Source organism: Natronospirillum operosum (assembly GCF_004768465.1).
GTDB classification, from domain to species: Bacteria; Pseudomonadota; Gammaproteobacteria; order Pseudomonadales; family Natronospirillaceae; genus Natronospirillum; species Natronospirillum operosum.
The window spans coordinates 434,051-458,820 of sequence record NZ_SRMF01000001.1; the positions used below are offsets into that span (position 1 = coordinate 434,051).

The 24,770-nt window shown below is 57.3% G+C and carries 26 protein-coding genes, 2 tRNA genes and 1 pseudogene; 27 read left to right on the forward strand and 2 right to left on the reverse strand.

The window, feature by feature from the left end:
* Positions 1-117: 117 nt before the first annotated feature.
* The 5 genes from E4656_RS02015 to E4656_RS02035 all read left to right on the forward strand — a co-directional run bounded on the left by E4656_RS02015 (position 118) and on the right by E4656_RS02035 (position 3,628).
* Entirely contained in the window at positions 118-537 is a 420-nt protein-coding gene (locus E4656_RS02015; RefSeq protein ID WP_135480713.1) for a DUF2914 domain-containing protein, read from the forward strand.
* Positions 538-637: 100 nt separating this feature from the next.
* Positions 638-727 (forward strand) — tRNA-Ser (locus tag E4656_RS02020).
* Positions 728-1,288: 561 nt separating this feature from the next.
* Positions 1,289-2,353: a chorismate synthase gene (aroC, locus tag E4656_RS02025; RefSeq protein ID WP_135480714.1), complete on the forward strand. Its 1,065-nt coding sequence runs from the start codon at positions 1,289-1,291 to the stop codon at positions 2,351-2,353.
* A 388-nt stretch (positions 2,354-2,741) separates the two neighbouring features.
* On the forward strand, positions 2,742-3,293 hold the full coding sequence (gene rfaH / locus E4656_RS02030; protein ID WP_135480716.1) for a transcription/translation regulatory transformer protein RfaH: 552 nt from the start codon (positions 2,742-2,744) through the stop codon (positions 3,291-3,293).
* 11 nt (positions 3,294-3,304) lie between these two features.
* Complete coding sequence (locus E4656_RS02035) at positions 3,305-3,628, forward strand: hypothetical protein (RefSeq protein WP_135480718.1); 324 nt, start codon at positions 3,305-3,307, stop codon at positions 3,626-3,628.
* 18 nt (positions 3,629-3,646) lie between these two features.
* Here E4656_RS02035 and E4656_RS02040 read toward each other — a convergent pair whose 3' ends face one another.
* Together E4656_RS02040 and E4656_RS02045 are read right to left on the reverse strand one after the other, a co-directional pair.
* Entirely contained in the window at positions 3,647-4,504 is an 858-nt protein-coding gene (locus E4656_RS02040) for a mannose-1-phosphate guanylyltransferase (RefSeq protein WP_135480720.1), read from the reverse strand.
* Positions 4,505-4,515: 11 nt separating this feature from the next.
* Positions 4,516-4,992 carry a hypothetical protein gene (locus tag E4656_RS02045; RefSeq protein ID WP_135480722.1) on the reverse strand — a complete coding sequence of 159 codons (477 nt, stop codon included), beginning with the start codon at positions 4,990-4,992 and terminating at the stop codon, positions 4,516-4,518.
* Between the two features lie 376 nt (positions 4,993-5,368).
* Between E4656_RS02045 and E4656_RS02050 the strand changes: the two genes are divergently transcribed.
* From E4656_RS02050 to E4656_RS02155, 22 genes and pseudogenes are all read left to right on the forward strand, one after another.
* Positions 5,369-6,133, forward strand: coding sequence for a YrbL family protein (locus E4656_RS02050; protein ID WP_135480724.1), 765 nt, complete (start codon positions 5,369-5,371; stop codon positions 6,131-6,133).
* A 179-nt stretch (positions 6,134-6,312) separates the two neighbouring features.
* A tRNA-Asn gene (locus E4656_RS02055) sits at positions 6,313-6,388 on the forward strand.
* 92 nt (positions 6,389-6,480) lie between these two features.
* Entirely contained in the window at positions 6,481-7,596 is a 1,116-nt protein-coding gene (lptF, locus tag E4656_RS02060) for an LPS export ABC transporter permease LptF (RefSeq protein WP_167855891.1), read from the forward strand.
* Positions 7,593-8,669: an LPS export ABC transporter permease LptG gene (lptG, locus tag E4656_RS02065; protein ID WP_135480728.1), complete on the forward strand. Its 1,077-nt coding sequence runs from the start codon at positions 7,593-7,595 to the stop codon at positions 8,667-8,669. The genes lptF and lptG overlap by 4 nt, the downstream gene beginning before the upstream one ends.
* 369 nt (positions 8,670-9,038) lie before the next feature.
* Positions 9,039-10,061 carry an NAD-dependent epimerase gene (locus E4656_RS02070; protein ID WP_135480730.1) on the forward strand — a complete coding sequence of 341 codons (1,023 nt, stop codon included), beginning with the start codon at positions 9,039-9,041 and terminating at the stop codon, positions 10,059-10,061.
* A gap of 407 nt (positions 10,062-10,468) precedes the next feature.
* Positions 10,469-11,635, forward strand: coding sequence for a nucleotide sugar dehydrogenase (locus tag E4656_RS02075; RefSeq protein ID WP_135480732.1), 1,167 nt, complete (start codon positions 10,469-10,471; stop codon positions 11,633-11,635).
* Positions 11,636-11,760: 125 nt separating this feature from the next.
* Complete coding sequence (locus E4656_RS02080) at positions 11,761-12,183, forward strand: hypothetical protein (protein WP_135480733.1); 423 nt, start codon at positions 11,761-11,763, stop codon at positions 12,181-12,183.
* Positions 12,184-12,195: 12 nt separating this feature from the next.
* On the forward strand, positions 12,196-12,588 hold the full coding sequence (locus E4656_RS02085) for a hypothetical protein (protein ID WP_135480735.1): 393 nt from the start codon (positions 12,196-12,198) through the stop codon (positions 12,586-12,588).
* Positions 12,567-13,976, forward strand: coding sequence for an ImmA/IrrE family metallo-endopeptidase (locus tag E4656_RS02090; RefSeq protein ID WP_135480737.1), 1,410 nt, complete (start codon positions 12,567-12,569; stop codon positions 13,974-13,976). The genes E4656_RS02085 and E4656_RS02090 overlap by 22 nt, the downstream gene beginning before the upstream one ends.
* A 4-nt stretch (positions 13,977-13,980) precedes the next feature.
* On the forward strand, positions 13,981-14,547 hold the full coding sequence (locus E4656_RS02095; RefSeq protein WP_135480739.1) for a hypothetical protein: 567 nt from the start codon (positions 13,981-13,983) through the stop codon (positions 14,545-14,547).
* A gap of 269 nt (positions 14,548-14,816) precedes the next feature.
* Complete coding sequence (locus E4656_RS02100) at positions 14,817-15,107, forward strand: nucleotidyltransferase family protein (RefSeq protein WP_135480741.1); 291 nt, start codon at positions 14,817-14,819, stop codon at positions 15,105-15,107.
* The gene (locus E4656_RS02105; RefSeq protein ID WP_135480742.1) at positions 15,104-15,433 is read left to right on the forward strand and encodes a HepT-like ribonuclease domain-containing protein; all 330 of its coding nucleotides are present in this window, start codon (positions 15,104-15,106) and stop codon (positions 15,431-15,433) included. Before E4656_RS02100 ends, E4656_RS02105 begins: the two co-directional genes overlap by 4 nt.
* A 163-nt stretch (positions 15,434-15,596) precedes the next feature.
* The gene (locus E4656_RS02110) at positions 15,597-15,914 is read left to right on the forward strand and encodes a MarR family EPS-associated transcriptional regulator (protein ID WP_135480744.1); all 318 of its coding nucleotides are present in this window, start codon (positions 15,597-15,599) and stop codon (positions 15,912-15,914) included.
* 104 nt (positions 15,915-16,018) lie between these two features.
* Positions 16,019-16,834, forward strand: a complete 816-nt coding sequence (locus E4656_RS02115; protein ID WP_135480746.1) for a Wzz/FepE/Etk N-terminal domain-containing protein — start codon at positions 16,019-16,021, stop codon at positions 16,832-16,834.
* Positions 16,835-17,560, forward strand: coding sequence for a sulfotransferase family 2 domain-containing protein (locus tag E4656_RS02120; protein WP_135480747.1), 726 nt, complete (start codon positions 16,835-16,837; stop codon positions 17,558-17,560).
* A gap of 36 nt (positions 17,561-17,596) precedes the next feature.
* Positions 17,597-18,400 (forward strand): 3'(2'),5'-bisphosphate nucleotidase CysQ, encoded by an 804-nt coding sequence (gene cysQ / locus E4656_RS02125; RefSeq protein WP_135480749.1) that lies wholly within the window; start codon positions 17,597-17,599, stop codon positions 18,398-18,400.
* Positions 18,401-18,615: 215 nt separating this feature from the next.
* On the forward strand, positions 18,616-20,019 hold the full coding sequence (cysN, locus tag E4656_RS02130; protein WP_135480751.1) for a sulfate adenylyltransferase subunit CysN: 1,404 nt from the start codon (positions 18,616-18,618) through the stop codon (positions 20,017-20,019).
* 103 nt (positions 20,020-20,122) lie between these two features.
* A pseudogene (gene cysD, locus E4656_RS02135) lies at positions 20,123-21,034 on the forward strand (sulfate adenylyltransferase subunit CysD); the annotation flags it as partial.
* 164 nt (positions 21,035-21,198) lie between these two features.
* Positions 21,199-21,777, forward strand: a complete 579-nt coding sequence (gene cysC / locus E4656_RS02140; RefSeq protein ID WP_135480755.1) for an adenylyl-sulfate kinase — start codon at positions 21,199-21,201, stop codon at positions 21,775-21,777.
* Positions 21,777-22,634, forward strand: coding sequence for a sulfotransferase family 2 domain-containing protein (locus E4656_RS02145; protein WP_135480757.1), 858 nt, complete (start codon positions 21,777-21,779; stop codon positions 22,632-22,634). Before cysC ends, E4656_RS02145 begins: the two co-directional genes overlap by 1 nt.
* A gap of 88 nt (positions 22,635-22,722) precedes the next feature.
* Complete coding sequence (locus E4656_RS02150; protein ID WP_167855892.1) at positions 22,723-23,745, forward strand: HD domain-containing protein; 1,023 nt, start codon at positions 22,723-22,725, stop codon at positions 23,743-23,745.
* 28 nt (positions 23,746-23,773) lie between these two features.
* A complete protein-coding gene (locus E4656_RS02155; protein WP_135480760.1) occupies positions 23,774-24,769 on the forward strand; it encodes a nucleotidyltransferase domain-containing protein in 996 nt (331 codons plus the stop codon).
* Position 24,770: the final 1 nt, after the last annotated feature.

Genomic DNA, 24,770 nt, shown 5'->3' on the forward strand with positions numbered 1-24,770 from the left:
AACCCCTTATCGAACTACCCTTACCTGACGGAATCAATACACCCCATAACGGTCGGGCCCATTTGCCCGGCCTAACTGACTGATCGATCATCAGATGGTCAAAAAGGAGTCAAATCGATGAAAAAACTGCTGCTCGCACTTGTCGCCAGTCTGCTGCTGCCGATTGCCATGGTCCAGGGTGATGATCATGGTTCTGCGATGGACGTTCCGGAACATTCCAGCGGTGAAGTGGCTCGGGCTATCTTCACTGTCGGCATTGAAGACCGTGAGCCCCTGCTCACCCTGAATGCCATCCCCGAAGGCATGAATGAAGTCTATCTGTTCACCGACCTGCGCGACTTCGAAGGCCAGACCGTCCGGCACCGCTGGAACTTTGAAGGCAGCACCGTATCCGAAGTCAGCTTTGATGTCGGCGGCCCACGCTGGCGCACCTGGTCGCGCCGGACTATCGGCGACGATCAGCGCGGCGAATGGAGCGTCGACGTGATTGACGGCGACGGTTACATCGTCGAGTCCTACACCATTACAGCACGGTAACCCTCTGTTTTATCAGGAAAACATTGCAATCTGGTCACGCATCCAGTAAAGTTCGCCGCGTTCTGGCGGCAGCCTCAGCGCCGCCGCCGGAACCAGCGCAGGAGAGGTGGCCGAGTGGCTGAAGGCGCACGCCTGGAAAGTGTGTATGGGAGAAATCTCATCGAGGGTTCGAATCCCTCTCTCTCCGCCAGATTCCGAAAAAGCCGATGGCAATCCCATCGGCTTTTTTTGTGGGCGTGCCACCTGTAGCGAGGGACGCAAGTCCCGATTGCAGCAAGGGGGTTGTAGCGAGGGACGCGAGTCCCGATTGTAGCAAGGGGATTGTAGCGAGGGGGACGCAAGTCCCGATTGTAGCGAGGGACGCGAGTCCCGATTGCAGCAAGGGGGTTGTAGCGAGGGACGCGAGTCCCGATTGTAGCAAGGGGATTGTAGCGAGGGGGTTGTAGCGAGGGACGCGAGTCCCGATTGCAGCAAGGGGGTTGTAGCGAGGGACGCGAGTCCCGATTGTAGCGAGCGACGCGAGTCGCGATGGGCGGCAATACCGCCTTTTTGGAGGGCCCAGCGGCCCCTGTCGGGACTTGCGTCCCTCACTACAGGGTTTATCGGGACTTGCGTCCCTCACTACAGGGTTTATCGGGACTTGCGTCCCTCACTACAGGGTTTATCGGCACTTGCGTGCCTCGCTACAGATATACCGCCAATTCAGGTAAACTCCACCGTCCACATTGATCCACTGCAGGAACTGGCGCGCATGTCCGGCAACACCTTCGGCACTCTGTTTACCCTGACCTCATTCGGCGAAAGCCACGGCCCGGCTCTGGGCGCCGTCGTGGACGGCTGCCCGCCCGGGCTGGCGCTTTCCGAAGCCGATCTGCAAGGCGACCTGGACCGTCGCAAACCCGGCCAGTCGCGCTACACCACCCAGCGCCGCGAAGGCGACCAGGTGCGCATTCTGTCCGGCGTTTTCGAAGGCAAGACCACCGGCACCCCGATCGGCCTGCTGATCGAGAACACCGACCAGCGCTCCAAGGACTACAGCAACATCAAGGACCTCTACCGCCCCGCCCATGCCGACTATGTCTATGACCGGAAGTACGGCTTTCGGGACTATCGCGGCGGTGGCCGCTCCTCCGCCCGCGAAACCGCCATGCGGGTCGCCGCCGGCGGCATCGCCAAGAAGTACCTGCGCGAACATCTGGGCGTGGAGATCAGGGGCTACCTGTCCCAGTTGGGCGATATCGAACTGCCCATGAAGGACCTCTCCGCTGTCAACGAGAACCCCTTCTTCTCCGCCGACCCGGACAAGGTGCCCGAACTCGAAGCCTACATGCAGGCGCTGATCAAGGAAGGCAACTCCGTCGGTGCCAGGGTCTCCGTGATCGCCAGTGGCGTACCGGTCGGCCTCGGCGAGCCCATCTTCGACCGCCTGGATGCCGAACTGGCCCACGCCCTGATGAGCATCAATGCCGTCAAGGGCGTCGAAATAGGCGATGGCTTTGCCGTGGTCGCACAGAAAGGCACCGAGCATCGCGACGAGATGACCCCGGAGGGTTTTCTGTCCAACCATGCCGGCGGCATCCTGGGCGGCATTTCCACCGGGCAGGACATCATCGCCCATCTGGCCCTGAAACCGACCTCCAGCCTGCGCATCCCCGGGCGCAGCATCAACCGCCAGGGCGACGCCGTCACGGTAGAGACCAAGGGCCGCCACGACCCCTGTGTCGGCATACGGGCCACCCCCATCGCCGAAGCCATGATGGCCCTGGTGCTCATGGACCACCTGCTGCGCCACCGCGGCCAGAACGGCACCTCGTAGCGAGGGATGCAAGTCCCCATATTTTGTAGCGAGGGACGCAAGTCCCGATAAACCCAGGCACCATATTTGTAGCGAGGGACGCAAGTCCCGACAGGGGCCGACCGGCCCCCAACAAGGGACGGCGTTGCCGCCCATCGCGACTCGCGTCGCTCGCTACATTCGCGACTCGCGTCGCTCGCTACATTCGCGACTCGCGTCGCTCGCTACATTCGGGACTCGCGTCCCTCGCTACGGGGTTGTTTATCGCGACTCGCGTCCCTCGCTACGGGGTTGTTTATCGGGACTCGCGTCCCTCGCTACGGTGCCTGATGCCCCATGGGGCTTGAAGCACGCTCCCGCCCGGCGGTACACTCGAAAAACCATATCGCGTCCCAAGAGCAGTAAAGTCATGACAATCAGGGAACGAAACAATGACACTGACGTCACCGAGACTGACCCGGCCAGCCAGCAATTGCGCTGGTATCTGCTGCAATGCAAACCCCGGGAATGCTTTCGCGCTCAGGACAATCTCGAACGTCAGGCGATAGACACCTACCTGCCCCAGCACAGCGTCCAGCGCCGCCGGGCCCGGCAGGTCTACTGGAACAAGGAACCTCTGTTCCCCCACTATGTGTTCATTCAGGCTTCCCCGCAGACCAACTGGGCCACCATTCGTTACACCCGCGGTGTCACCAAGGTGGTGGGGTTTGATGGCAAACCGACGCCAGTGCCGGACCACATCGTGATAGGCCTGCAGAAAAAATGCGCCGAACTGGCCGGGCTGGAACCGGAACCGCTGTTTCGTGCCGGCGAGCGGGTCACCATCAACGAAGGCTGTTTTCGGGAACTGGAAGCCATCGTCAAATGTACGCACGGCGAACAGCGGGTGGTACTGCTGCTGGACCTGCTGAACCGCACCCAGCAGGTTGAACTGCCTGCCGACATCGTCAGTCGCCGCTGATGGGGGTACCCATGGCTCTCGAAAACCAGTTTGACCGCATCCAGGCCCTGACCGCCGCCATGCAGGAAAAGATCGTCAGCGAGCCCGACCGGGTGCCGCAGATCTGGGAAGAGCGCCAGCAGATCCTGGAAGACCTGCTCAGCGAGTCCCGCCTGTCAGCGCTGTCGACGCAAGACCTCAACTGGCTGCGCGATGCAGTGGAACAACTGCAGCAGGAAGACCAGCGCTTCCTCGACAGCCTCAATGCATCGCAGAAGGAAATTATCGCCGTTCTGCGCAAGCAGCAGGGCGATGCCAAAGCCATCAATGCCTACCAGAAGCAGCAGGATTCCTGACCCTTTCGTTGCGATTCGCTACCTGCGCAATCGCCGCAAAGCAGACCATGAGCCTACATCCTGCCAGCCGGCTTCCAGCGGCACTACAGCTGCGATCTCCGTGTGTTCCATTACTGCGGTATCAATAGCTGCCGCAGGGCAGTGGGAGAAAGCTCGTGCCTCAGGGCAGACTGCACCCGAGTCATTCCGGCCGTTGTCCAGTGCCGCCTTGCAGGCGGCCAAGATAGCGGGCTCGAAAGCCTGCATTTCGCTCAGGAATGCTGAAGTCCTGAACATGAACATTCCGCTATTCCATAAATAATTTCCGGCTGCCACAAAGACTGCCGCAGTGTCGGCATCCGGCTTTTCCATGAACTGTTCGACCTGAAAGGCATCTGTCGACCCCAATGCTTTGCCGCGCTGGATATAACCGTACCCGGTATGAGGTTCTTCAGGCTGCACGCCGAAGGTGACCAGCAGCCCCGATTCCGCCAGCGGCAAAGCCAACCTAACGGTCGCCTGAAAGGCTGCCTTGTCCGCCACTAGATGGTCCGACGGCAAGGCCAGCAGCACCGGGTCCGGGTCACTTGGCAGAGCGTGCTGAGCATATAGTGCCGCCAATGCGACGGCGGGGGCAGTATTGTGACCTGCGGGCTCCACCAGCAAGGTAGCGTCGTTGATTCCGATCTCCTGCAACTGCTTCTCCGCCAGCGCACGATGCTGCTGGTTGCAGGTCAGCAGAGGGGGGTGATGTTGCAGGCCCTGCAGGCGAAGGAGAGTGTCTTGCAGCAGGGTATTGCGGCTCACGAGCGACAGAAACTGCTTGGGTCGCTGCGGCTTCGACAGAGGCCAGAGCCGCCTGCCCATGCCGCCAGCCATGATGACAGGAATGAACATGGTCTGTGCGACTACCGGATGCCCGTATTGCCCATGCCGCTGTCCAGTACATTCGACAGTGAGCGGGCCCAGTCAATGATATGGGCTCGTCCCATATAGCTGCGGTCTATCTGCAGGCGCACCGGTGAGCCTTCCTCCAGTTCATGTTCTTCCACCAGGTCGGTGCCGGCAAAAACATGCAGGTTCTGGGTCAGCGGGGGCCGCATGGGGTAGCGGTGCGTAATGAAAACCGGTTCCCGGTAGAGCAGGGCAGGCACCACAATACGGCGCTGAATACCGACCTCGACCACCCACTTGGGCCGAAACTTCAGGATATCTACCGTTTTCACCCGCAGGCTGGCCGGGTACACCGTCTTGCCCACCGCCTCGCTGAAGGCAGCCGCAAAGGCCTCCAATTGCGCCGGGTCGCGCGCCACATCCGTGACCACCCGGCCGCGCACGGTCCAGTTGAAAGCACTCTGGTCAAAGTCCGCCTGGGTTGTACTCATCGATTCTCTGCCATTCAGATCAGAGCGCAAGGATACTGCCCCCGGTTCGCATCAGGCAAGCATACCCCCGCTTCATGTCTTGGTTATGCACGAACCCCTGTAGGCTGTGGCCCTCGGCCACGCAGAAAAATCTGTAGGCTGTGGCCCTTGGCCACGCACAGGTGCCTCGCCTCGAATGCGTGAGCAAGCTCACAGCCTACAGACGCCGCCACACTTGTAGGCTGTGGCCCTCGGCCACGCATGGCGCCGCAGGCGCCCCGGCTCGATGCGTGAGCAAGCTCACAGCCCACAACGGAGGCTCACAACTTGTCTAGGATTACAAAAATATGAAGCGTAGAATACAAGGACATGAAACTTATATGACAGGGCTGTCCTGATGACACTGGCCGTGGTCGGTAGCGTACAACTGCGAGATCAGGAACCCATTGCACAGGGTTCTTCGCGGCTGGTGTTTGAACATCCGGACGATCCTTCCCAGTTGGTGAAGGTGCTCAAGCTGTATTGGCCCGTTGCGGCAACCCCTGCCGACTTCCTGCAGTCGCCGGGCAAGCTGTTGAAACGGCGCTACAAATTTGCCCGCTTCATGCGCGAAGTCCGCCAGTTTGTCGATGCCCGCCAGCGTGATGATGACCCCATCAACCTGCATTTGCCCGAATTCAACGGCCTGGTCAGAACCGATATGGGCTATGGCATGGCCGTGCAGGGCTTGCGGTCAGAAAACGGGGAGTTGGCGCCCACCCTCAAGCAACTGATCAAGACCGACCAGTTCACTCCGGATCTGGTCGACCCGCTGGAAGAATTTCTCGACCACGTGCAGTCGTCACCCGTGGTTATCGGCGACATGAACATGAAAAACCTGGTGCTGACCGGCGCCGACAGCGATGAACCCACCCGTTTCGCACTGATCGACGGCATGGGCGACTCCACACTCATCCCTGTGCTGGCCATGAACCGGCGCCTGAACGAACGGCGCAAACAGTACTTTGCCGAACGCATTCGCGGCCGCTATGAACAGACCCTGCGTCGGCTTGCGTTGCCGATGCTGGCGTTCCTGCCCATCCCGCTGTCATTTGTCGGCGGTGACTGCGCCTGCTACTCGATGGTCTGGCTGCAGGGTATGGAAGCGGCCCTCTACGACTAGAAAAGCCTCATTTGTTGTAGGCTGTGGCCCTCGGCCACGCAGAAAAACCTGTAGGCTGTGGCCCTTGGCCACGCACGGGTGCCTTGGATCGAATGCGTGAGCAAGGCTCACAGCCTACAGACCAAACTTGCATCGACGTGTTGACACGATTTGAAGGCGCCGCTAGGATACGCGCACTTTCCCCGATAGCTCAGTTGGTAGAGCAGTAGACTGTTAATCTATTGGTCGCTGGTTCGAGTCCAGCTCGGGGAGCCAGACATCCGAAAACCCGCCCATGGCAACATGCGGCGGGTTTTTTTCTGTTATTATCCCCGCATGTTTTCACCAACCAGGAATCCAGGTTCAGCGTGATCATCCAACGCTACATCCTGCGGCTGATCGCCGTGCCCTTCCTGTTTATCAGCCTGCTGATTACCGTGCTGATGCTGGCAGAGGTGTTTGGCGAGGTGCTGACGCGGGCGCTCGGCGGTACACTGCCCGGGCTGGCCGTGGCGGCGCTGATACTGCTGGAAGTGCCTGCCGTGCTGCAGGAACTCATGCCCGGGGCGTTTTTCCTGTCAGCAGTAATGGCGCTCGGACAGCTCTCCGCCTCCAGCGAGAGGGTTGTCCTGCAGGCCGTCGGCTATTCCGACAACCGCATACTGCGCCTGGTGCTGGGTGTTGCTGCTCTGGTCACTCTGCTGCTGTTGTTTTTCTCGCTGGTTCTGGTGCCCTGGGCGGCGCGCCAGGTCTCAGGGCTGGAGCAGACCTTGTCCGCCCGGCCAGCGGCCGAACTGGTCCAGCCCGGTGAGTTCGCCCCGGTAGGCCCGGATGGCAGCACCCTCTATGCGCGCGGCAGTGACAGCGACTCCGGCGATCTGCTGGGTGTGTTTCTGGCCTATATAGAAGACGATGAGCAGCGCATGGCTACGGCAGACCGGGCCCGTGTCACAAGGCAGGATGGCGCCCAGTACCTGGTGCTTGTTGATGGCGAACTGCTGCGCGAACGGCCCGCTGACGATGAACTGGAAAAGTCACTGTTCGAGAGCCTGCACATTCGGCTGGATGTGCCTCAACCCTCGGGCAGTGTAGGGCGCGATGGCCAGGCGCTGGATGAACTCTGGGCCTCCAGCAACATGCGTGACAAAACAGAAGCCCAGCAACGCCTGATGTACCCCTTCACCGCCATCGTGTTCGCCTTCTGGGCTGTCACGCTCACTCGCTATACCCCGCGTTCCGGCAAGAATGCCGCCGTACTGCCGGCCGTGATCCTCTATGTGGTCTACATGTATCTGATGCGCACGGTGAACATCAATGTGCGCAACGAAGCCTTCCCGCTGTGGGCCAACTACTGGTGGCTGCACCTGCTGGCCATCGGCGCGGCCATGCTGTTCCGGCTCGACTGGAAAGCCCGCCTGAGCATCCTGTGGTGGCAGGCTGTCGGGCGCCTCCGGCCGGCCCGCAGCGGGGGAGGTGAGTCATGAACATCCTCAGCCGCTATATCTTCTTTCGAACGCTCAAGAGCATTCTGATTGTCTTCCTGCTGTTCGGCAGCCTGCTGGGCCTGCTCGGCTATGCAGATGAACTCTCCCGGCGTGGCAGCGAGACCTTCACCAGCTACCACGTGATGGTCTTCACGCTGATGGAGCTGCCCAGCGAGATCTATCGCTACTTCTTCGCCTTTATCGTCATGGTGGGCACCCTGGTCAGCGTGGGCGGCCTGGCGGCCACCAGCGAACTGACCGCCATCCGCGCCACCGGTCTGCCGGCCTCGCGTCTGCTGGCCACCATCATGACCCCGGCCGTGTTTGCCATCGGCCTGCTGTTCGTGATGGGGGAGGTCATAGCCCCCCAACTGCGGCTGGAAGCCAACCTCTACCGGGCTGATTTTATCGGCCGTGACGCCGGGCCGGACTTTGGCGACTGGTATCAGAGCGGCAACCAGATGGTCAGTGTGGGCCAGTTCATCACCGCACAGGATGCCCGCAACGTCTACATTGTTACCCTGAATGATCAGGGCAACGTGGACTACACCCTGTCTGCTGCCGAAGTGGCCCTGCAGGAAGAAGCATGGCAGTTGACTGATGTGGTGGTCACCGAATGGGCCGGCACCGACCGGGAAAACGTCAGCTTCCGGCGTTACAGCGAAGACACGCGCACCATAGCAGCACCGCTGTCGCCGGAGATCATCTATAACCTCGGCACCCGCATGCGGGTGCTGACCCTGCCGCAACTCTACGAGCGACTGGTGTTCCTGCAGGAACGCGCCGTCGCCGACCCTGTGGTGGCGCTCGAATTCTGGAGCCGCCTCAGCGCGCCGCTGCTCACGCTCGCCATCAGCCTGATCGGCATCGCCTTCGTGTTCGGTTCCACCCGGTCCATCTCCATCGGTATGCGTATCGCCATGGGCGTTGCCCTGGCCCTGGTCCTGCAGATCGCCCAGCAGTTCTTCGGCCCCGCCGGGCTCTTTATCGGCCTCACACCCGCCCTCGCCACCCTGTTCCCCGTCCTCATGGCCCTCGGCGTCGGCGCCTGGCTCCTCCGCCGCAACATGTAACGCAGAATGTGTAGCGAGGGACGCAAGTCCCGACACACGAACCACAACACACACCTGTAGCGAGGGACGCAAGTCCCGATAAACAAACCACAACACACACCTGTAGCGAGGGACGCAAGTCCCGATGGACGGCGGCAGCCGTCCCTGTATACGACATCGGCACTTGCGTGCCTCGCTACAATTCAATCGGCACTTGCGTGCCTCGCTACAATTCAATCGGCACTTGCGTGCCTCGCTACAATTCAATCGGCACGTGCCCCACATTGCGGCCACCCGGCATTCGACCTACAATTGGCTCCCAAATCGAACCTGATCCAACTGTCGACTGTCTACCGTCGACAGTCTACTACCCACTGTGGACCTCCGAATATGAAACACCTCGTTACCGGCACCGCTGGCTTCATCGGCTTTCACACTGCCAAAACCCTGCTGGAACGCGGTGACGCCGTGGTCGGCTTTGACAACGTCAATGACTACTACGACACCAGCATCAAGGAAGCCCGGCTCAAGCTGCTGGAAGAAACCGCCCGTGCCACTGGCACCGAGTACCACTTCATTCGGGCCAACCTGGCAGACCTGAGCGCAGTGGAAGCCTGCTTCAGAGACCACAACATCGAGCGTGTCATTCACCTGGCCGCCCAGGCCGGCGTGCGCTACTCGCTGGAAAACCCGCACAGCTATGTGGAAAGCAACCTGGTGGCCTTCACCAACCTGCTCGAAGCCTGCCGCCACGCCGAAACACCGCACCTGACCTACGCCAGCACCAGCAGCGTCTACGGCGCCAACACCACCATGCCGTTCAGCGAGCACGCCGGCGTGGACCACCCGCTGCAGTTCTACGCCGCCACCAAGAAAGCCAACGAAATGATGGCGCACAGCTACAGTCATCTGTACCGGCTGCCAACCACCGGCCTGCGCTTTTTCACTGTATATGGCCCCTGGGGCCGGCCCGACATGGCTCTGTTCAAGTTCACAAAGAACATTCTGGAAGGCAAGCCGATTCCGGTGTTCAACCACGGCAACCACACTCGGGATTTCACCTACGTCGCCGACATCGTTGCCGGCGTGATCAAGGCCAGCGACCAGGTCGCCCAGCCCAACCCCGAGTGGGACAGCAACCACCCCGACCCGGCCACCAGCAACGCGCCGTATCGCATCTTCAATATCGGCAACAACAACCCGGTCAAGCTCAGCGCCTACATCGAAGCCATCGAAGACGCCCTCGGCATGAAAGCCGACAGGGACCTGCTGCCCCTGCAACCCGGTGACGTACCCGACACCTTCGCCGACAGCACCGCCCTGGAACAGGCCGTCAACTACAAGCCCGACACCCCGGTGAAAGAGGGCGTAGCCAACTTTGTGGCCTGGTATCGCGACTATTATCAGGTCTGACAGAGCAACTGATTTGTAGCGAGCGCCGCATCCTACAAAACAACAACATAACCTCGAAAAAACGGGTTGAAGGCCCGCAAACCATCTACTAATATCCATGTTCAACAACTGAACATATTGGCAAGCCACTTCACCCGGCCGGGCGGTAGCGTGTCCGGAGCACAAATCCCTGTAGGCTGTGGCCCTTGGCCACGCACGAACCCCTGTAGGCTGTGGCCCTTGGCCACGCATGCGTGAGCAAGCTCACCGCCTACAAGTACCGCACGTGTGAACAAGGCCCACAACTGTCTACTGTGCACCGTCGACCACCAACTTTCGACTTATAACTTTCGACTCACAACGATCGACTACCCGCTGTGTACTGTCGACCGTCTACTGTCGACTAATACTCATCTCAAGGACCCAACATGAAAATCGCCGTCGCCGGCACCGGCTACGTAGGTCTTTCCAACGCCATGCTGTTGGCCCAACACAATGAAGTGGTGGCGCTCGATATCATCGAAGACAAGGTCAACCAGCTCAACAACCGGCACAGCCCCATTGTTGATGCGGAGATCGAAGACTTCCTGACCAACCGTGAGCTCAACTTCCGGGCCACCACCAACCGGGAAGAGGCCTATCAGGGTGCCGACTTCGTCATCATCGCCACTCCCACGGACTACGACCCGGACACCAACTACTTCAACACCAGCACCGTTGAATCCGTAATCCGCGATGTCACCGCCATCAACCCGGATGCGGTCATGATCATCAAGTCCACGGTGCCGGTCGGCTACACCAGCGACATCAGAGCAGAGCTGGGCAACGACAATATCCTGTTCTCCCCGGAGTTCCTGCGCGAAGGCAAGGCCCTGTACGACAACCTGTACCCCTCGCGCATCATAGTGGGTGAACGCTCACCCCGTGCCGAAGCCTTTGCCGGCCTGCTGCAGCAGGGCGCCATCAAGAAGGATACCGCAGTACTGTTTACCGACAGCACCGAAGCCGAAGCGATCAAGCTGTTCTCCAACACCTACCTGGCCATGCGCGTCGCCTACTTCAACGAGCTGGACACCTACGCCGAAACCCACGGCCTCAGCACCCAGCAGATCATCGAAGGCGTCAGCCTCGACCCGCGCATCGGCAACCACTACAACAACCCGTCCTTCGGCTATGGCGGCTACTGCCTGCCGAAAGACACCAAACAGCTGCTGGCCAACTACGACGAAGTGCCCAACAACCTGATCAAGGCCATTGTGGAGGCCAACACCACCCGCAAGGACTTCGTCGCCGACGCCATCATCCGCCGCAACCCCAAGGTGGTCGGCGTACACCGGCTGATCATGAAAACTGGCTCCGACAACTTCCGCGCCTCCGCCATGCAGGGCGTCATGAAACGCATCAAGGCAAAGGGCATCGAAGTCGTCGTCTACGAACCCGTACTGGAAGAAGACACCTTCTACAACTCACGGGTCATCAAGGACCTGAACGAATTCAAACAGATCAGCGACATCATCCTCGCCAACCGCCTCACCGACGACATCCAGGACGTCCGCGAGAAGGTGTATACGAGGGATCTGTACGGGAAAGACTAGGCTGTTGCAGTCCAGTTTTAAACCGCACAGTCTGTGCAACCCCTTCACACCGTTTAACGTCGAGGTTAATGTCCTCTCTGCCGTGCGCTTATGCAGGGTGAGTTCATTGAAACGGGAGAAAGGACATGAAGAAGGGGTTGTTCAAAAAACGCAGACATCGGATGCTGAGCTTGGTAGGCGGTGTATCGATTTCACTGCTTTCAATCGCGCTTCTGGGCGACACTCAAGTTATAAACATTGGGGATGACAACATAGGTATCGGATCAAACACAGGGACCATTTCCATTGACCAGAGTGTTACCGTTTACCCCGAACCGAACAAGATCTACCGGCTCAGGAATCCGGGCGGAGGGAATCCCATGGTTCTACCGGAACCGCGACTGACAAGTGAATATCAGCCGTGTCGGGTGTTTCAAGGCACTCCCATTGCTCTAACCGGCAGTTCCGAGATGGATCGTTATCTGGAGTTTGTTGAGGTGACTGTTCTGGAAGGCAATTGCGCAGGCCAGACGGGTTGGGTAACACTAGGCAGTGTCAGCATCGAGTAGAAAAAGAAACCTATGGATTGGACGTATGAGCGCGGTGACGGCAGGAAAAAGCACCGCTGGAACAAGGATGTTCCTGGCTTCCAGCCGTCAAGGAAAGGACCTGTCGGTAAGTGCCCCAAGTCAATTGATGAGCAACTGGCGACGGTGATACTGAACAATGGTGTTCCCTATTCCGCGTTCGAAGACGAGCCGGAACAGCCGGACCGGATATACTGCGTCTACCAAGGTACTGTGTACGAGGCCGTGCCCACCCGACCCGGAATCTCGTGGCACGCATACCCCTGGCGTGGTGATCTTCCTGGAAGGCAGGGGTTGCCAAAAAAGGTGGAAGATGCGCTCAGAGACAAGGCTGATCAGGAAGGTTACCTCCAAGAGTTCGAGAAATGGATAAGAAAGTACAGCTAGGTTCAAATACTGGCATTCAGCTTACTCTCAACTACAAGGCTGCGCAGGACGCTGAAGGATTGCTTTGGGCGAAAGGCCGCCTGATCATTGGTGGCGAAGTGGTATGGGCGCTTGAAGACGAGGAGCCGATTGAGTGGACCTGGCTGGATCTGTTCGAATTTCTGGGTAGAGCTTGGCCTTGGCTACTGTTGGAACAGGACTTTCCATTGCCCCTTAAGGCAACGAGTCCGGCCAGCCTGCGCCAGGAAGCTGAGAAACGGTGGGCGACCCTGTCATCAGAGATAGTCAGGGACGAAGAGGAACAAATTCATCGCTTTCTGCATCGCCATGACTTCGCTTCGGCCATGAAGGGGATCTTTCTGCCTAGCGTCTTCCTGCTTCGGCAGGGCGAACGTTTTTTGATCAACATTCCCTCGCGCCACAAGGAACTGATGATGTCCTTTGACAGCGTGGTGGATGACCTGAACTCAATAGGAGAGGGGCTGAAAGGCTTGCTTGCTGAGTCAAAGCATCCAAGGGCCTTGATGGCGCTCAAGCACTGGGATGACCGGCAGGAAAAATTATCACACCGTGCCATTGAGTTGTTGTCAGGTCTCAGACCTGATGAATTATCTCTCATCGAAGCAGATAAGGGCCCAGCGTTCTGGGAGCACGACGCAGAACACCCGACACGAGATAGCGTCATTCTTGCCGCAGCGAGAATGTCCAAGGACACAATGCCTTTCAATCTGCAAAAAGAGCTGCTTGAACTGCTGAAAGAAATACCTGGTTGCACCACTGAAGAGCTCGATTCCATTGCAACTGAAATACTGTCCGAATTCAAAGAAGAGGGGCGCCCTCATGATCAAGGGTACTTGGCCGCTCGCAAGTTGCGCGACTGCTTGAACCTTGACCTGGAAGACCGGGTAGAACCGGAGCAGTTGCTTAGGCAATGGCAGGTTCAAATAAAGAAGAAGGCCTTCCCAGACAGTAGTTTTGAAGCTGTCGCCTTGTGGGGAGAGAACCATGGACCTGCTGTTGTATTGAACTATAGAGCAAGCAAAGCGGCCGCTAATGAGCATCGTGTACGCTCAACCTTGGCTCATGAAATCTGCCATCTTGTTCTGGATCGGCATTCAGCGTTGCCTGTTGCAGAGGTCTTGAATGGACGTACACCAGAAAAACTGGAGCAACGGGCACGAGCCTTTGCGGCCGAGTTTCTGCTGCCCAGAGCTTCGGCCAGTAAAACTCTAAGGCAAAACAGCAACCTGAAGGATGCACTATACAGCTTGAGTCGGGCGTACGGTGTAAGCTTGGAGCTGGCTGCATGGCAAATCCATAACTCGGATGCTTACAGCTCCTTGAACCGTGATGACCTCCTTGTTTTACAACAGGCAATCACAATTTAAACCCATGCGCCTCACCCAAACCCAGATCAACACCATCAAAAGCGAAACCGCCGCCGCTTGGGCAAGACTCATCCAGGCGCTGGAAGTCAGCCAGCGGGAAATTGAGCACCTGAGCTATAGCTGGCGGCAACTGTTCGTTGACCGCACGCCAGACCTCAACTGGGTCAAGGCGCTGACCGAGCAGCCCGATGAAGCCGTCGTGCTGGAAGCGTTCGTATCCCGTTTTGCCCGCCTGCAGGATCAACTGGGGGCTCGAGTGATACCCCGTTGGCTGACTGTTCTGGCAGAAGAGCCCGGCAGCCATCTGGAGAACCTGAATCGAGCTGAAAAGCTGGGTGTTCTGAAAAGTGCCGAAGATTGGCTCACCATCCGCCAGGTCCGCAACCAACTGGTTCATGAATACATGCAGAGGCCCGAAGACCTGGTTCAGGCCCTGCAGAACGCACGCACTGCAACCGGCCTGTTTATTGACACCTACAACCGCATCAGGGCATACACCATCAAGGCATTCCCGGAGAAACAGACCGAACTGCCAACCTCTATTGTAGTGAGGGACGCAAGTCCCGATTGAATTGTAGCGAGGAACCCAAGGCCCGATTGGCCTTGTTCCCATTACCGTCCTCCGTGTACTGTCGACTGTCATCCGTGCACTGTCGACTAACACGCACTTTCGACCAACAACACAACTTTCAACTTTCGACTAACAACTCAAATGACCAACCACGATATCCGCTGGCAGCAACGCTACCAGCAATTCAACAACGCCTTTTCACTGCTGGAGCGCCATCACCCAGAGCTATAATCAGTCAGGGCGCAAATGTTTTATCAAGGTGAATGACCATGTTGATGGATGACATCAACCAGAAAAAAGACATCGTTAACAAACTGGCGCAGCAATGTGGCGCCAGCCATGTCAGGATTTTTGGTTCCGTGGCCCGAAGAGAAGAGACTGCAGACAGCGACATAGATATCCTGGTAGAGCTGCCGAAAGGTTATGACCTGTTCCGTCAAAGAATGAGATTGGCCAGGTCCTATGAAGAACTGTTTGGCCGAAAAGTGGACTTGATCCCAGAGCACGAATTGAACCAACACATCAGGGCGGATGTGATTCGCGAGGCGGTTCCATTGTGAGCAAGGACTGGAAGCCATATGCCCGGCACATTCTTGATTGCATCACCAAGATAAGGCGCATAGAGGACAGGGGTGATATCGCAACCGACGACATCCTTTATGATGCCGCAGTGAGAAACCTGCAAACTTTATCGGAAGCGACCCAGAGGTTGCCCGATGCCAGAAAAGTCGAGTATCCACAAATCCCTTGGAGTGAAATCAGCGGCTTCAGAAACATACTGGTCCACAATTATCTGGGTGATATTGACCCGGAAACAGTCAAGCGCGTGATCAAGGAAAACCTGGAAGAACTGGCCACTGCCGTAAAAGCAATGTTGGATGATTGAGGCAGCTACACTCTCACACTGTGGCCCTTGGCCGCGCATGAACTCGACCAACGACGCAAGTCGTACTTTCACTGTCGACCGTCCTCTGTGCACCGTCGACCAACAGCAAAACTGTCGACTGTCCTCTGTGCACTGTCGACTCACAACTTTCAACTCTCAGACCGTGCTAACCGACGAAACCCGCTACCGAATCCTGAAATCCCTCGAAGCTGACCCCTCCGCCAGCCAGCGTGCTATTGCCCGCGAACTCGGCATCAGCCTCGGCAAGGTCAACTACTGCCTGCAGGCGCTGATAGACAAGGGCCTGGTGAAAGCCACCAACTTCAGGAACAGCCCCAACAAGGCCCGGTACCTGTACACGCTCACACCCCAGGGCATTGAAGAGAAAAGCCGCGTCACCGCCCGCTTTCTCAAACGCAAGCTGGCAGAGTACGACGAAATACAGCGCGAAATCGAAGAGCTCAGAAAAGACCTCTCATAAGAAAACCGTCGACTGTCTACCGTGCACTGTCGACTAAGTTACACACTTTCAACTTTCAACTTTCGACTCACAACTCACAATTTCCAACTCACGACTAAATAACTATGACCAACCAGACCCCCAAACCCCCAGAGCATTACCCATACCCCCATTACGCAGATGACGAAATCTCCCTGGTTGATCTGGCCAAGATCCTGATCAAACGCCGCTGGTGGGTGCTGGGCACCGCAGCCCTGATCATACTGGCCGCCTTCGGCTATACCCGCATAGCCCCCACAGAGCCCGTGCGTCACGAGATGGTCACCTTCTATGAAGTGGCGCAGTACCAGAACGCTGGAGGCGAATACGTGCCGCTGCAGGCCATCAGTGACGTGCTGCAGCGCCTCGAGAATGAGCACTGGCCCTTGCATCAGCAAAGCCTGCGGGACGAAGGCAGAAGCCGCCCGGCTGGTGTCAGCTTTGAACAGCCTAAAGACTCCGTGTTGATCCGCATCGAATCATCGGCCGACCACTCAGCCCAACCAGAGGTCGCCACACTGCATCAGGAACTGCTGACCCGACTGCAGGAAAGCCAGCAGACAGCTCTGGATAACCGACGCGACCTGCTGAGCACGCAGATCGAACGCATCGAAACCAGCCTGAACGAATTCAGCACGGCCAACACATCAGCCTCTGCAGAGTTGGCCGCCCGCTATGGTGACCGCATGCTGGACCTGATGCAGACCCGAGACAGCCTGCAGCCCGGGCGCATAGGGCAACTGGCCGTTCCGGTAGGCTCTACCGGTGGCAGCGGACCCAATACCTCATTGATTCTGGCCCTGGGCATAGTACTTGGCGGAATGCTGGGCTTGATGGCCGGGTTCTTTGCTGAATTCGCCGGTCGGGTTCGCCAGAGCATCCGGGAAGAAGGCGGGGTCTGAATGCTCTCCCATCGGCATCGATGTATTTTCATTCATATCAGAAAGTCTGCCGGGACCAGCATCAAGCACCTGTTTGCCGACGCCAGCAAGGACTTTGATGATGGCGTGCTGGACCCACACTGGCCGCCCACTCAGCCACCAGTGAGCGACTACTACCGGTTCACCGTAGTGCGCAACCCGTGGGACCGCTTTGTATCCGGCTGGAAATACCTGACCAGCACGCGCCGGCTCAGTCTGCATGATGTTCTGCGCAACCTGCCGCAGCAGCGCCCTCTGTACAACGTGCTGGCGCCGCAGGCCCCGCTGAACGTGCGCTGGTCCTACGCGCGCATTGGCAGCCGCCGACGCTTTCAGCACACCCGGTATCGTTTGCTGGCGCCGATACCCGGCCTCAACCCGCGGCGTCCCAAGGCAGATGGCCATGACTACCGACACCTGACACTGCCACTGTGCGACCAGCTGCTGGATGCACAAGGGCAATGGGTCGTACACAAGGTGGTGCCCCTGGAAGACCTGGCCAATGGGTTGTCAGAAGTCAGTGCCAGAACGGGCATCGATATCAGCCACATTCCTCATGCCAACCGCAAGCGCAAGGGCGACGACTACCGCCAATACTTTGATGAAGAAGCGCAGCAATTGTTTGCTCGCCATTTTGCTGATGACATAGAACGGCTGGGGTATCGCTTTGACCTGGGGCCTGGCGTCCCGCCTGTAACAACGCCGTGAAACAGACCTGTGCCACTGGATGCCGAGAATTTTCCGATGACAGAACTCCCCGTTAGCGCCCTACTGAACATTGCCCACCAGGCTGGCGATGCCATTATGGCGGTGTACGCCCGCGACTTTGATACCGAAACCAAGGCTGACAACAGCCCCCTGACAGAAGCCGACCTGGCCGCCCACAGAGTGATTGTGGAGCAACTGCAGGCCCTGACGCCCGACATTCCCATACTCTCTGAAGAAAGCAGTGACATTCCCTGGGCAGAACGTCAGCAGTGGCAACGCTACTGGCTGGTAGACCCGCTGGACGGCACCAAGGAATTCATCAAGAAGAACGGCGAATTCACTGTCAACATTGCCCTGATCGAACAGGGAGAACCCGTCTGGGGCGTTGTTCATGCCCCGGCCCTTGAGGTCACCTATCACGGCGGCACCGCAGTCGGTCAGGCTTTTGTAGGCCGTGGCCCTTGGCCACGCACGGCGTCGTCAGACGCCCCAAATAAATCGGAAAAACCGATTTGGGTAGCCGCACCCCCGGCCGGCAAATCAGGCTGGCGCATCGTCGGCAGCCGCTCGCACCAGAGCGACGAGTTCAAAGCCTTTGTTGAGCAATACGAAGCGCCGGAAATCAAAAGCATGGGCAGCTCCCTGAAAATCTGCCTGGTCGCCGACGGCTCAGCGGATCTGTACCCGCGCCTCGGCCTGACCAGCGAATGGGACACCGCAGCCGCCCACGCGGTACTATTGGGCGCCGGCGGCCGGCTGGTCGAAGCCGATTCCGGCCAGCCGCTGCGCTACAACCAGAAAGAATCGGTACTGAACCTCTGGTTTATCGCCTCGGCGTAGGTTCTCGCCCTGTAGGCTGTGGCCCTTGGCCACGCAGAAACCCTGTAGGCTGTGGCCCTTGGCCACGCATGCGTGAGCAAGGCTCACCGCCTACAACGAAGCCACCTCAGTACGCACCGGCACCATATACTTACTGTCGACCGTCTTCTGTGCACTGTCGACTATCAACGCACTTTCGACTCACAACTTGTCTCTCACAACTCACAGCTTTTTATATGAACCAATCCGACCTGATCGACAGCGACATCGAAGCCTACCTGCACCAGCATGAGCACAAGGGGCTGCTGCGTTTCATTACCTGCGGCAGTGTGGACGACGGCAAATCCACGCTGATCGGCCGCCTGCTGCATGACTCCAAAATGATCTTTGAAGATCAACTGGCCTCCATCACCAAAGACTCCAAGACCATGGGCAAGGCCGGCGAAGGCGAGCTGGACCTGGCCCTGCTGGTCGACGGCCTGGCCAGTGAGAGAGAGCAGGGCATCACCATCGATGTGGCCTACCGGTTCTTTTCCACCGACAAGCGCAAGTTCATTATTGCGGACACCCCCGGGCACGAGCAGTACACACGCAACATGGCCACAGGGGCATCAACCGCCCAGGCCGCCGTCATCCTGATTGATGCCCGCCACGGCGTGCAGACCCAGACCCGCCGCCACACCTTCATCTGCTCCCTGCTGGGCATTCAGCACATAGTGGTCGCCATCAACAAGATGGACCTGGTGGAGTTCCGGCAGAAACGGTTTGAAGAGATTCTCGACGACTACACGGAGTTCGCCCGCCAACTGGGCGTTCAGGTTGGCGCCTTCATCCCCATGTCGGCGCTCAAGGGCGACAATGTGGTCACCCGCAGCCCGAAAATGGGCTGGTATGAAGGCCCTACCCTGACCGAATGGCTGGAACGGGTAGATGTGGATGCCGACTTCCCCAACGCATTCACGCGCCTGCCCATACAGTCAGTCGTGCGGCCCGACCTCAATTTTCGCGGCTTTACCGGCACCCTGGAAGCCGGCTCCGTAAGCCGGGGCGACGAAATAACAGTACTCCCCAGCGGCAAGAAGACCCGCATCGCCAGCCTCTATCTGGCCGGAGAAGAAGCCGAGCAGGCAGATACCAACCAGGCGGTGCTGATCACCACCGAAGACGAGGTGGATATTTCCCGCGGCAACATGGTGGTCCGTGGGGACCACCCGGTACTGGCCCGCCGCTCGGAAGTCGACTTTATCTGGATGAGCGAAGAGACACTGCAGCCGGGCCGGGAATACCTGATCAAGTGTGGCCCTCTGGTTACTCCGGGGCGCGTAGAGCACCTGGACTACAAAACCGACGTCAACACCCTGGAACAGCAGCCGACCGAGCAACTGGGCCTGAACGAAATCGGCCATGGCGTACTCAATACCAACGAGCCGCTCATTTTTGACCCCTACACCACGCTGCGTGAGACCGGCTCACTGATCGTGGTCGACCGCCTGACCAACATCACAGTGGGTGCAGGCCTGCTGCGCGGCAAGGCGCAGGGCGAGCTCAAACACGCCGGCCGCGAATACACAGATGCCGAGCGCGCCCTCAACGCCTACATCCGCGAGCACTTCCCGGAATGGAACTGCAAACCAGTTTAGAACTTGAGTCGACAGCGGACAGTCGACAGAAGACAGTAAAGGCTGCCCAGCCCGCTTTTGCTGTCGACCGTCGACTGTCCTCAGTCAACTAACAAACTCAGAATTTAAAACTACAATGTCTTTAACTCATCTGAAACAACTCGAAACCGAATCCATCCACATCATTCGTGAAGTGGCGGCGGAATTTGACAACCCGGTCATGCTCTACAGCATCGGCAAGGACTCGGCCGTCATGCTGCATCTCGCGCGCAAGGCGTTCTTGCCCGGCAAACCGCCATTCCCGCTGATGCATGTGGACACTACCTGGAAATTCCGCGAGATGATCGAGTTCCGCAACCGCATGGCAAAAGAAGTGGGCATGGAACTCATCGTTCATATCAACGAAGAAGGGGTGCGCCAGGGCATTGGCCCCTTCACGCATGGCAGCGCCGTGCATACCGACGTGATGAAAACCCAGTCGCTCAAGCAGGCCCTGAACAAATACCAGTTCGACGCCGCCTTTGGTGGCGCCAGGCGAGACGAAGAGAAAAGCCGCGCCAAGGAACGCATCTACTCCTTCCGCGATGAAAACCACCGCTGGGACCCGAAAAACCAGCGCCCGGAACTCTGGAAGCTCTACAACGGTCGCATCAACAAGGGCGAGAGCATTCGTGTGTTCCCGCTCAGCAACTGGACCGAACTCGACATCTGGCAGTACATCCATCTGGAACAGATTCCCATCGTGCCCCTGTATTACGCCAAGGAGCGCCCCGTGGTGCAGCGCGACGGCACCTGGATCATGGTGGACGATGACCGCATGCCGATGGAAGCCGGAGAACAGCCACAGATGAAGAGCGTCCGTTTCCGCACCCTGGGCTGCTACCCGCTCACCGGTGCCGTTGAAAGCACAGCCACCACATTGCCGGAAATCATCCAGGAAATGCTGCTCACCAAAACCAGCGAGCGCCAGGGCCGGGTCATCGACCACGACCAGGCCGCCAGCATGGAAAAGAAAAAACAGGAAGGCTACTTCTGAATGTTGGCTAGTAGACCGAGGACTGTCGACAGAAGACAGTGAAGGCGTCCTTGCCTCCTGGCCCGCTTTTACTGTCGACCGTCTACTAATTACTCACAACTTCCTACTTTCAACTTTCAACTTTCGACTCACAACTCACAACTTTTTACTTTCGACTCAAAACTATGACTTCTCCTGAAATCACCTGGCACAACACCGAGGTCACCCCGGCCGACCGAGCCAAAGCCCTGGGGCAAACCCCCAAATGCATCTGGCTCACCGGCCTCTCCGGCTCAGGCAAGAGCACCATTGCCAACGCACTGGATGTCTATCTCAACGAGCAGGGCAGGCACACCTTCCTGCTCGATGGCGACAACGTACGCCACGGCCTGAACAAGGACCTGGGCATGACAGAAAACGACCGCGCCGAGAACATCCGCCGCGTCGGCGAAGTGGCCAAGCTCATGGTCGATGCTGGGCTTATAGTAGTCTGTGCCTTCATCTCGCCCTACAAGCGAGACCGGCAGATGGTGCGATCCACGTTCAACCACGGTGAGTTTGTAGAGGTGTATCTGGAAACACCCCTGGCCGTGTGTGAAGAGCGTGACCCCAAAGGCCTCTACAAGAAGGCCCGTGCCGGCATCATCAAGAACTTCACCGGCATCAGCGACCCCTACGAAGTGCCGGAAGCACCAGAGGTCACCATAGACACATCCAAATCCGACATCGAAGCCAGCATCAAGAAAATCTGCAGCGCCATCTGATGATCAACGACAACAGGCCAACAATCAATCAACTGGACCCACTGCCATTTGTGGACCCGGTGAACCGCTACCTCCTGTTCATCAACTCCAAATGCGGTGGTACCACCATCAAGTACTGGTTCTTCAGGAATGTCGGTGTCATGGGCAACGAGTTCAATCTGCCCTGGCTGACCCGGTACTTCGGAATAAAGTTCGCCCTGCAGTTCATGACCAAGATGGCACTGGAAGACAGAGCAACCCGTTACGACAACAACCTGGGCATCCGCAGCCTGACCAAGATCTATCGCAATCAGTTCTCGGCGCCCTTCATGGCGCGCCACCAGCACCAGGGGTTCAGGCAGGTGCTGGTGTGTCGCAACCCCTATGACCGGGTGGTCAGCGGTTTTATCGACAAGTTCTGTGGTGACGACAAGAACAAGCCCTGGGTGCGTGAAATCATCGAGCACTATGGCTCCGGTGGTGCCATCTCATTCAACCAGTTCCTGGATCACCTGCTAGACGCACCAGAAGAAGCTCACAATCGGCACTGGCGGCGACAGACCTATATCATTGATGGCCAGAACATTGATGCCATGATCCGGCTCGAACATCTGCTGGAAGACTTTGAAGCCAACAGACACCTGTTCGGTGATGCAGACTTCGGTCCGCTTACCAGCAAGTCACAAAGCAATCAATACGCAGCCAGCTTCCCGGCGGACATCAATGTAGTCAACCGGACCAACCTGGAACTGGTCGGCTTGAAGAATGAACACCAGGCGTTTCCGCCCAAAAAGCAGTTTCTGAACGATGAAACCATCGGCAAGATCAACCGCATCTATGCCGAGGACTTTGAGCGTTTGCCGTACTCTCCGACGTGACTCCGGTCAGTTGTAAATCTCTGAAATTACAAGAGCAAGGTGCCATACTGTGCATATGACAGCCTCAATTATGGAAAGAGAGGGAATCATGATTCCTGATGTCAAGGCAGACCAGCAATGCATCCAGTACTGGATCAATGATCTTGAACAGGATGAGGTGATTGGTGCTGTCCTGAAATCCAGGCCTTTTCAGCGCTTGCATCAGGTGTCGTTTCTAGGCGCACTGGACTACGTGGCAACAACCAATAAAGAAAAAAAAGGCCCTCGTTCGCGTGCAGTACACTCCCTGCATGTAGCAGCGCTTGCCAATTTCGTAGCCACGCATCGTGGCTACGACAATGATCTGAAACGCCATCTTGTCATTGCCGGCCTTCTTCACGACGTCGGCCATATCCCGTTGTCCCATAGTGTTGAACCCTATGTTCAGGAGAAGTTCGGGTTTGGCCACCATGAACTCAGCGAAGCGATCATGCGCGGTGAGGTCGATTTCAGCAAAGTACTGGGGGAGACGCTTAAACAGTCGGCCGATCCGGGTTTTCTGCTAGAACTGGTCAATGGCAGGGCCACTCCCGGTGTTGGGGGAGATCTCTTCAGCAGCCCCATCAATATAGATACCATTGACGGCATCATCAGAACCTATGGCTACCTGAGCCGGCGCAGTCATGACCTCGACCCGTTCTCGGTAGCAACAGCCTCATTTCTGAATGATGATGAAAGCAGGTACAGCGTGCTGGACCAATTCTGGCACACCAAACACTTTGTGTATGAAAACCTGATCAACAACAGGCTGGGCCTGTTGGCCGACAACTACAGCAGGCTGTATTTCTCTGAAGAAAAAGTGCCTATGGACGAGAGTGCCCTGCTTGAGCAGGAATCACAGTGGAGAAGAAAGTACGCAACACTGTTCACCGGGCTTAATAAAATCGATGTCGACTCCAGGCCGCCAGACAGTATTGTTGATAAAGTAATATTTTATAAAAAAAGAGTTTATACGGTTGTGGACTCCGACAAATCGATATTGGGTCGGTATCGCAGCGCCCGGACAAAAGCAACGGTCAGATTCAGTGATTCGCAGGCAGAAAGCACTAAGGAGCAAGCCTCACTGTTTTAGTTTGTGGTAACTGTGAAAAGGACTGCCTATGAGTACAAAGGACAGCACATTCCAAGACTTCCCGGAACTTGCAAAACGCTCGGATTTCACTCAAAAGAAACTGAAGACACTGCGTGACAGATTCAAGTCAATAATTGAAAGCAGTGATTACAGTGAACAGATTACTATTGTCACAACAGGCTCCTATGGTCGGGGGGAAGCTTCAGAAGAATCGGATCTGGATCTGTTCATTCTTCTGGATGCAGACGAACCGGTTAAAGAAGCCATACCGGACGTGCTGGATGCTATCAAACAGCTGATTGACGAAGAAGTTCCCAAAAGTACCGGTGAAACCACTACTTTCGGGCCACGTACTGTCATCAAGTTCAGCGAGATGCTCCAGAACATTGGTGGTAGCGAGGACGATAATGAGTCCTTGACCAGAAGAATGCTTTACCTGCTTGAAGGTACCTGGCTCTATGGGCAGAAAAGGTTCGAAAGATACCGTCACAGATTGCTGGAAAAATACATCAAGGAAGATTCGCCAGATCACCAGCTTTCAAAGTTTTTCCTTAACGAAATAATCCGGTACTACCGAACCATAGCAACTGACTTCGAGCACAAAGTCTCCGAAAGAAACAAGGAATGGGGCCTGCGCAGTACCAAGCTGCGATTTTCCAGAAAGCTGCTGTATTTTGGTGGTCTCATCACGGTTGCTGAAGTATCTGAATTGACGCAGGCAGAAAAAGTGGAAAGATCCATATCTCTTTTGGAGAAGCCCGTTTTGGAGAGGGTCGCGGCCCTCAGTGACAGTGAGAGCCAATCCACGCGGGAGATCTTTCGTATCTATGAGCAGTTTCTCACGGCTATCTCTGACCCCGAAATAAGGCAAACGCTGGAACAGACCGATAAAGAAAGCAGACACGACTGTAAGCAATATATGCAACTGCGGGAGTTGAGCTCAGAATTTTCCAACAGGTTGGCAACGTGGATCGAAGAACAGTTCAACAAGGAACATCCGATACACCATTCGCTGATTTTCTGAA

What these genes read in the sequence shown, in the direction of transcription:
- E4656_RS02035 (WP_135480718.1), top strand. Translation starts at nt 3,305, where the DNA reads ATGGCTCTCGAAAACCAGTTTGACCGCATCCAGGCCCTGACCGCCGCC.
- E4656_RS02115 (WP_135480746.1), top strand. Translation starts at nt 16,019, where the DNA reads ATGACCAACCAGACCCCCAAACCCCCAGAGCATTACCCATACCCCCAT.
- cysC (WP_135480755.1), top strand. Translation starts at nt 21,199, where the DNA reads ATGACTTCTCCTGAAATCACCTGGCACAACACCGAGGTCACCCCGGCC.
- aroC (WP_135480714.1), top strand. Translation starts at nt 1,289, where the DNA reads ATGTCCGGCAACACCTTCGGCACTCTGTTTACCCTGACCTCATTCGGC.
- E4656_RS02090 (WP_135480737.1), top strand. Translation starts at nt 12,567, where the DNA reads ATGGATAAGAAAGTACAGCTAGGTTCAAATACTGGCATTCAGCTTACT.
- E4656_RS02085 (WP_135480735.1), top strand. Translation starts at nt 12,196, where the DNA reads ATGGATTGGACGTATGAGCGCGGTGACGGCAGGAAAAAGCACCGCTGG.
- E4656_RS02100 (WP_135480741.1), top strand. Translation starts at nt 14,817, where the DNA reads ATGTTGATGGATGACATCAACCAGAAAAAAGACATCGTTAACAAACTG.
- E4656_RS02145 (WP_135480757.1), top strand. Translation starts at nt 21,777, where the DNA reads ATGATCAACGACAACAGGCCAACAATCAATCAACTGGACCCACTGCCA.
- E4656_RS02040 (WP_135480720.1), bottom strand. Translation starts at nt 4,504, where the DNA reads ATGTTCATTCCTGTCATCATGGCTGGCGGCATGGGCAGGCGGCTCTGG.
- E4656_RS02045 (WP_135480722.1), bottom strand. Translation starts at nt 4,992, where the DNA reads ATGAGTACAACCCAGGCGGACTTTGACCAGAGTGCTTTCAACTGGACC.
- E4656_RS02015 (WP_135480713.1), top strand. Translation starts at nt 118, where the DNA reads ATGAAAAAACTGCTGCTCGCACTTGTCGCCAGTCTGCTGCTGCCGATT.
- lptG (WP_135480728.1), top strand. Translation starts at nt 7,593, where the DNA reads ATGAACATCCTCAGCCGCTATATCTTCTTTCGAACGCTCAAGAGCATT.
- E4656_RS02070 (WP_135480730.1), top strand. Translation starts at nt 9,039, where the DNA reads ATGAAACACCTCGTTACCGGCACCGCTGGCTTCATCGGCTTTCACACT.
- cysN (WP_135480751.1), top strand. Translation starts at nt 18,616, where the DNA reads ATGAACCAATCCGACCTGATCGACAGCGACATCGAAGCCTACCTGCAC.
- E4656_RS02080 (WP_135480733.1), top strand. Translation starts at nt 11,761, where the DNA reads ATGAAGAAGGGGTTGTTCAAAAAACGCAGACATCGGATGCTGAGCTTG.
- E4656_RS02150 (WP_167855892.1), top strand. Translation starts at nt 22,723, where the DNA reads ATGATTCCTGATGTCAAGGCAGACCAGCAATGCATCCAGTACTGGATC.
- cysQ (WP_135480749.1), top strand. Translation starts at nt 17,597, where the DNA reads ATGACAGAACTCCCCGTTAGCGCCCTACTGAACATTGCCCACCAGGCT.
- rfaH (WP_135480716.1), top strand. Translation starts at nt 2,742, where the DNA reads ATGACAATCAGGGAACGAAACAATGACACTGACGTCACCGAGACTGAC.
- E4656_RS02120 (WP_135480747.1), top strand. Translation starts at nt 16,835, where the DNA reads ATGCTCTCCCATCGGCATCGATGTATTTTCATTCATATCAGAAAGTCT.
- E4656_RS02075 (WP_135480732.1), top strand. Translation starts at nt 10,469, where the DNA reads ATGAAAATCGCCGTCGCCGGCACCGGCTACGTAGGTCTTTCCAACGCC.
- E4656_RS02155 (WP_135480760.1), top strand. Translation starts at nt 23,774, where the DNA reads ATGAGTACAAAGGACAGCACATTCCAAGACTTCCCGGAACTTGCAAAA.
- E4656_RS02050 (WP_135480724.1), top strand. Translation starts at nt 5,369, where the DNA reads ATGACACTGGCCGTGGTCGGTAGCGTACAACTGCGAGATCAGGAACCC.
- E4656_RS02095 (WP_135480739.1), top strand. Translation starts at nt 13,981, where the DNA reads ATGCGCCTCACCCAAACCCAGATCAACACCATCAAAAGCGAAACCGCC.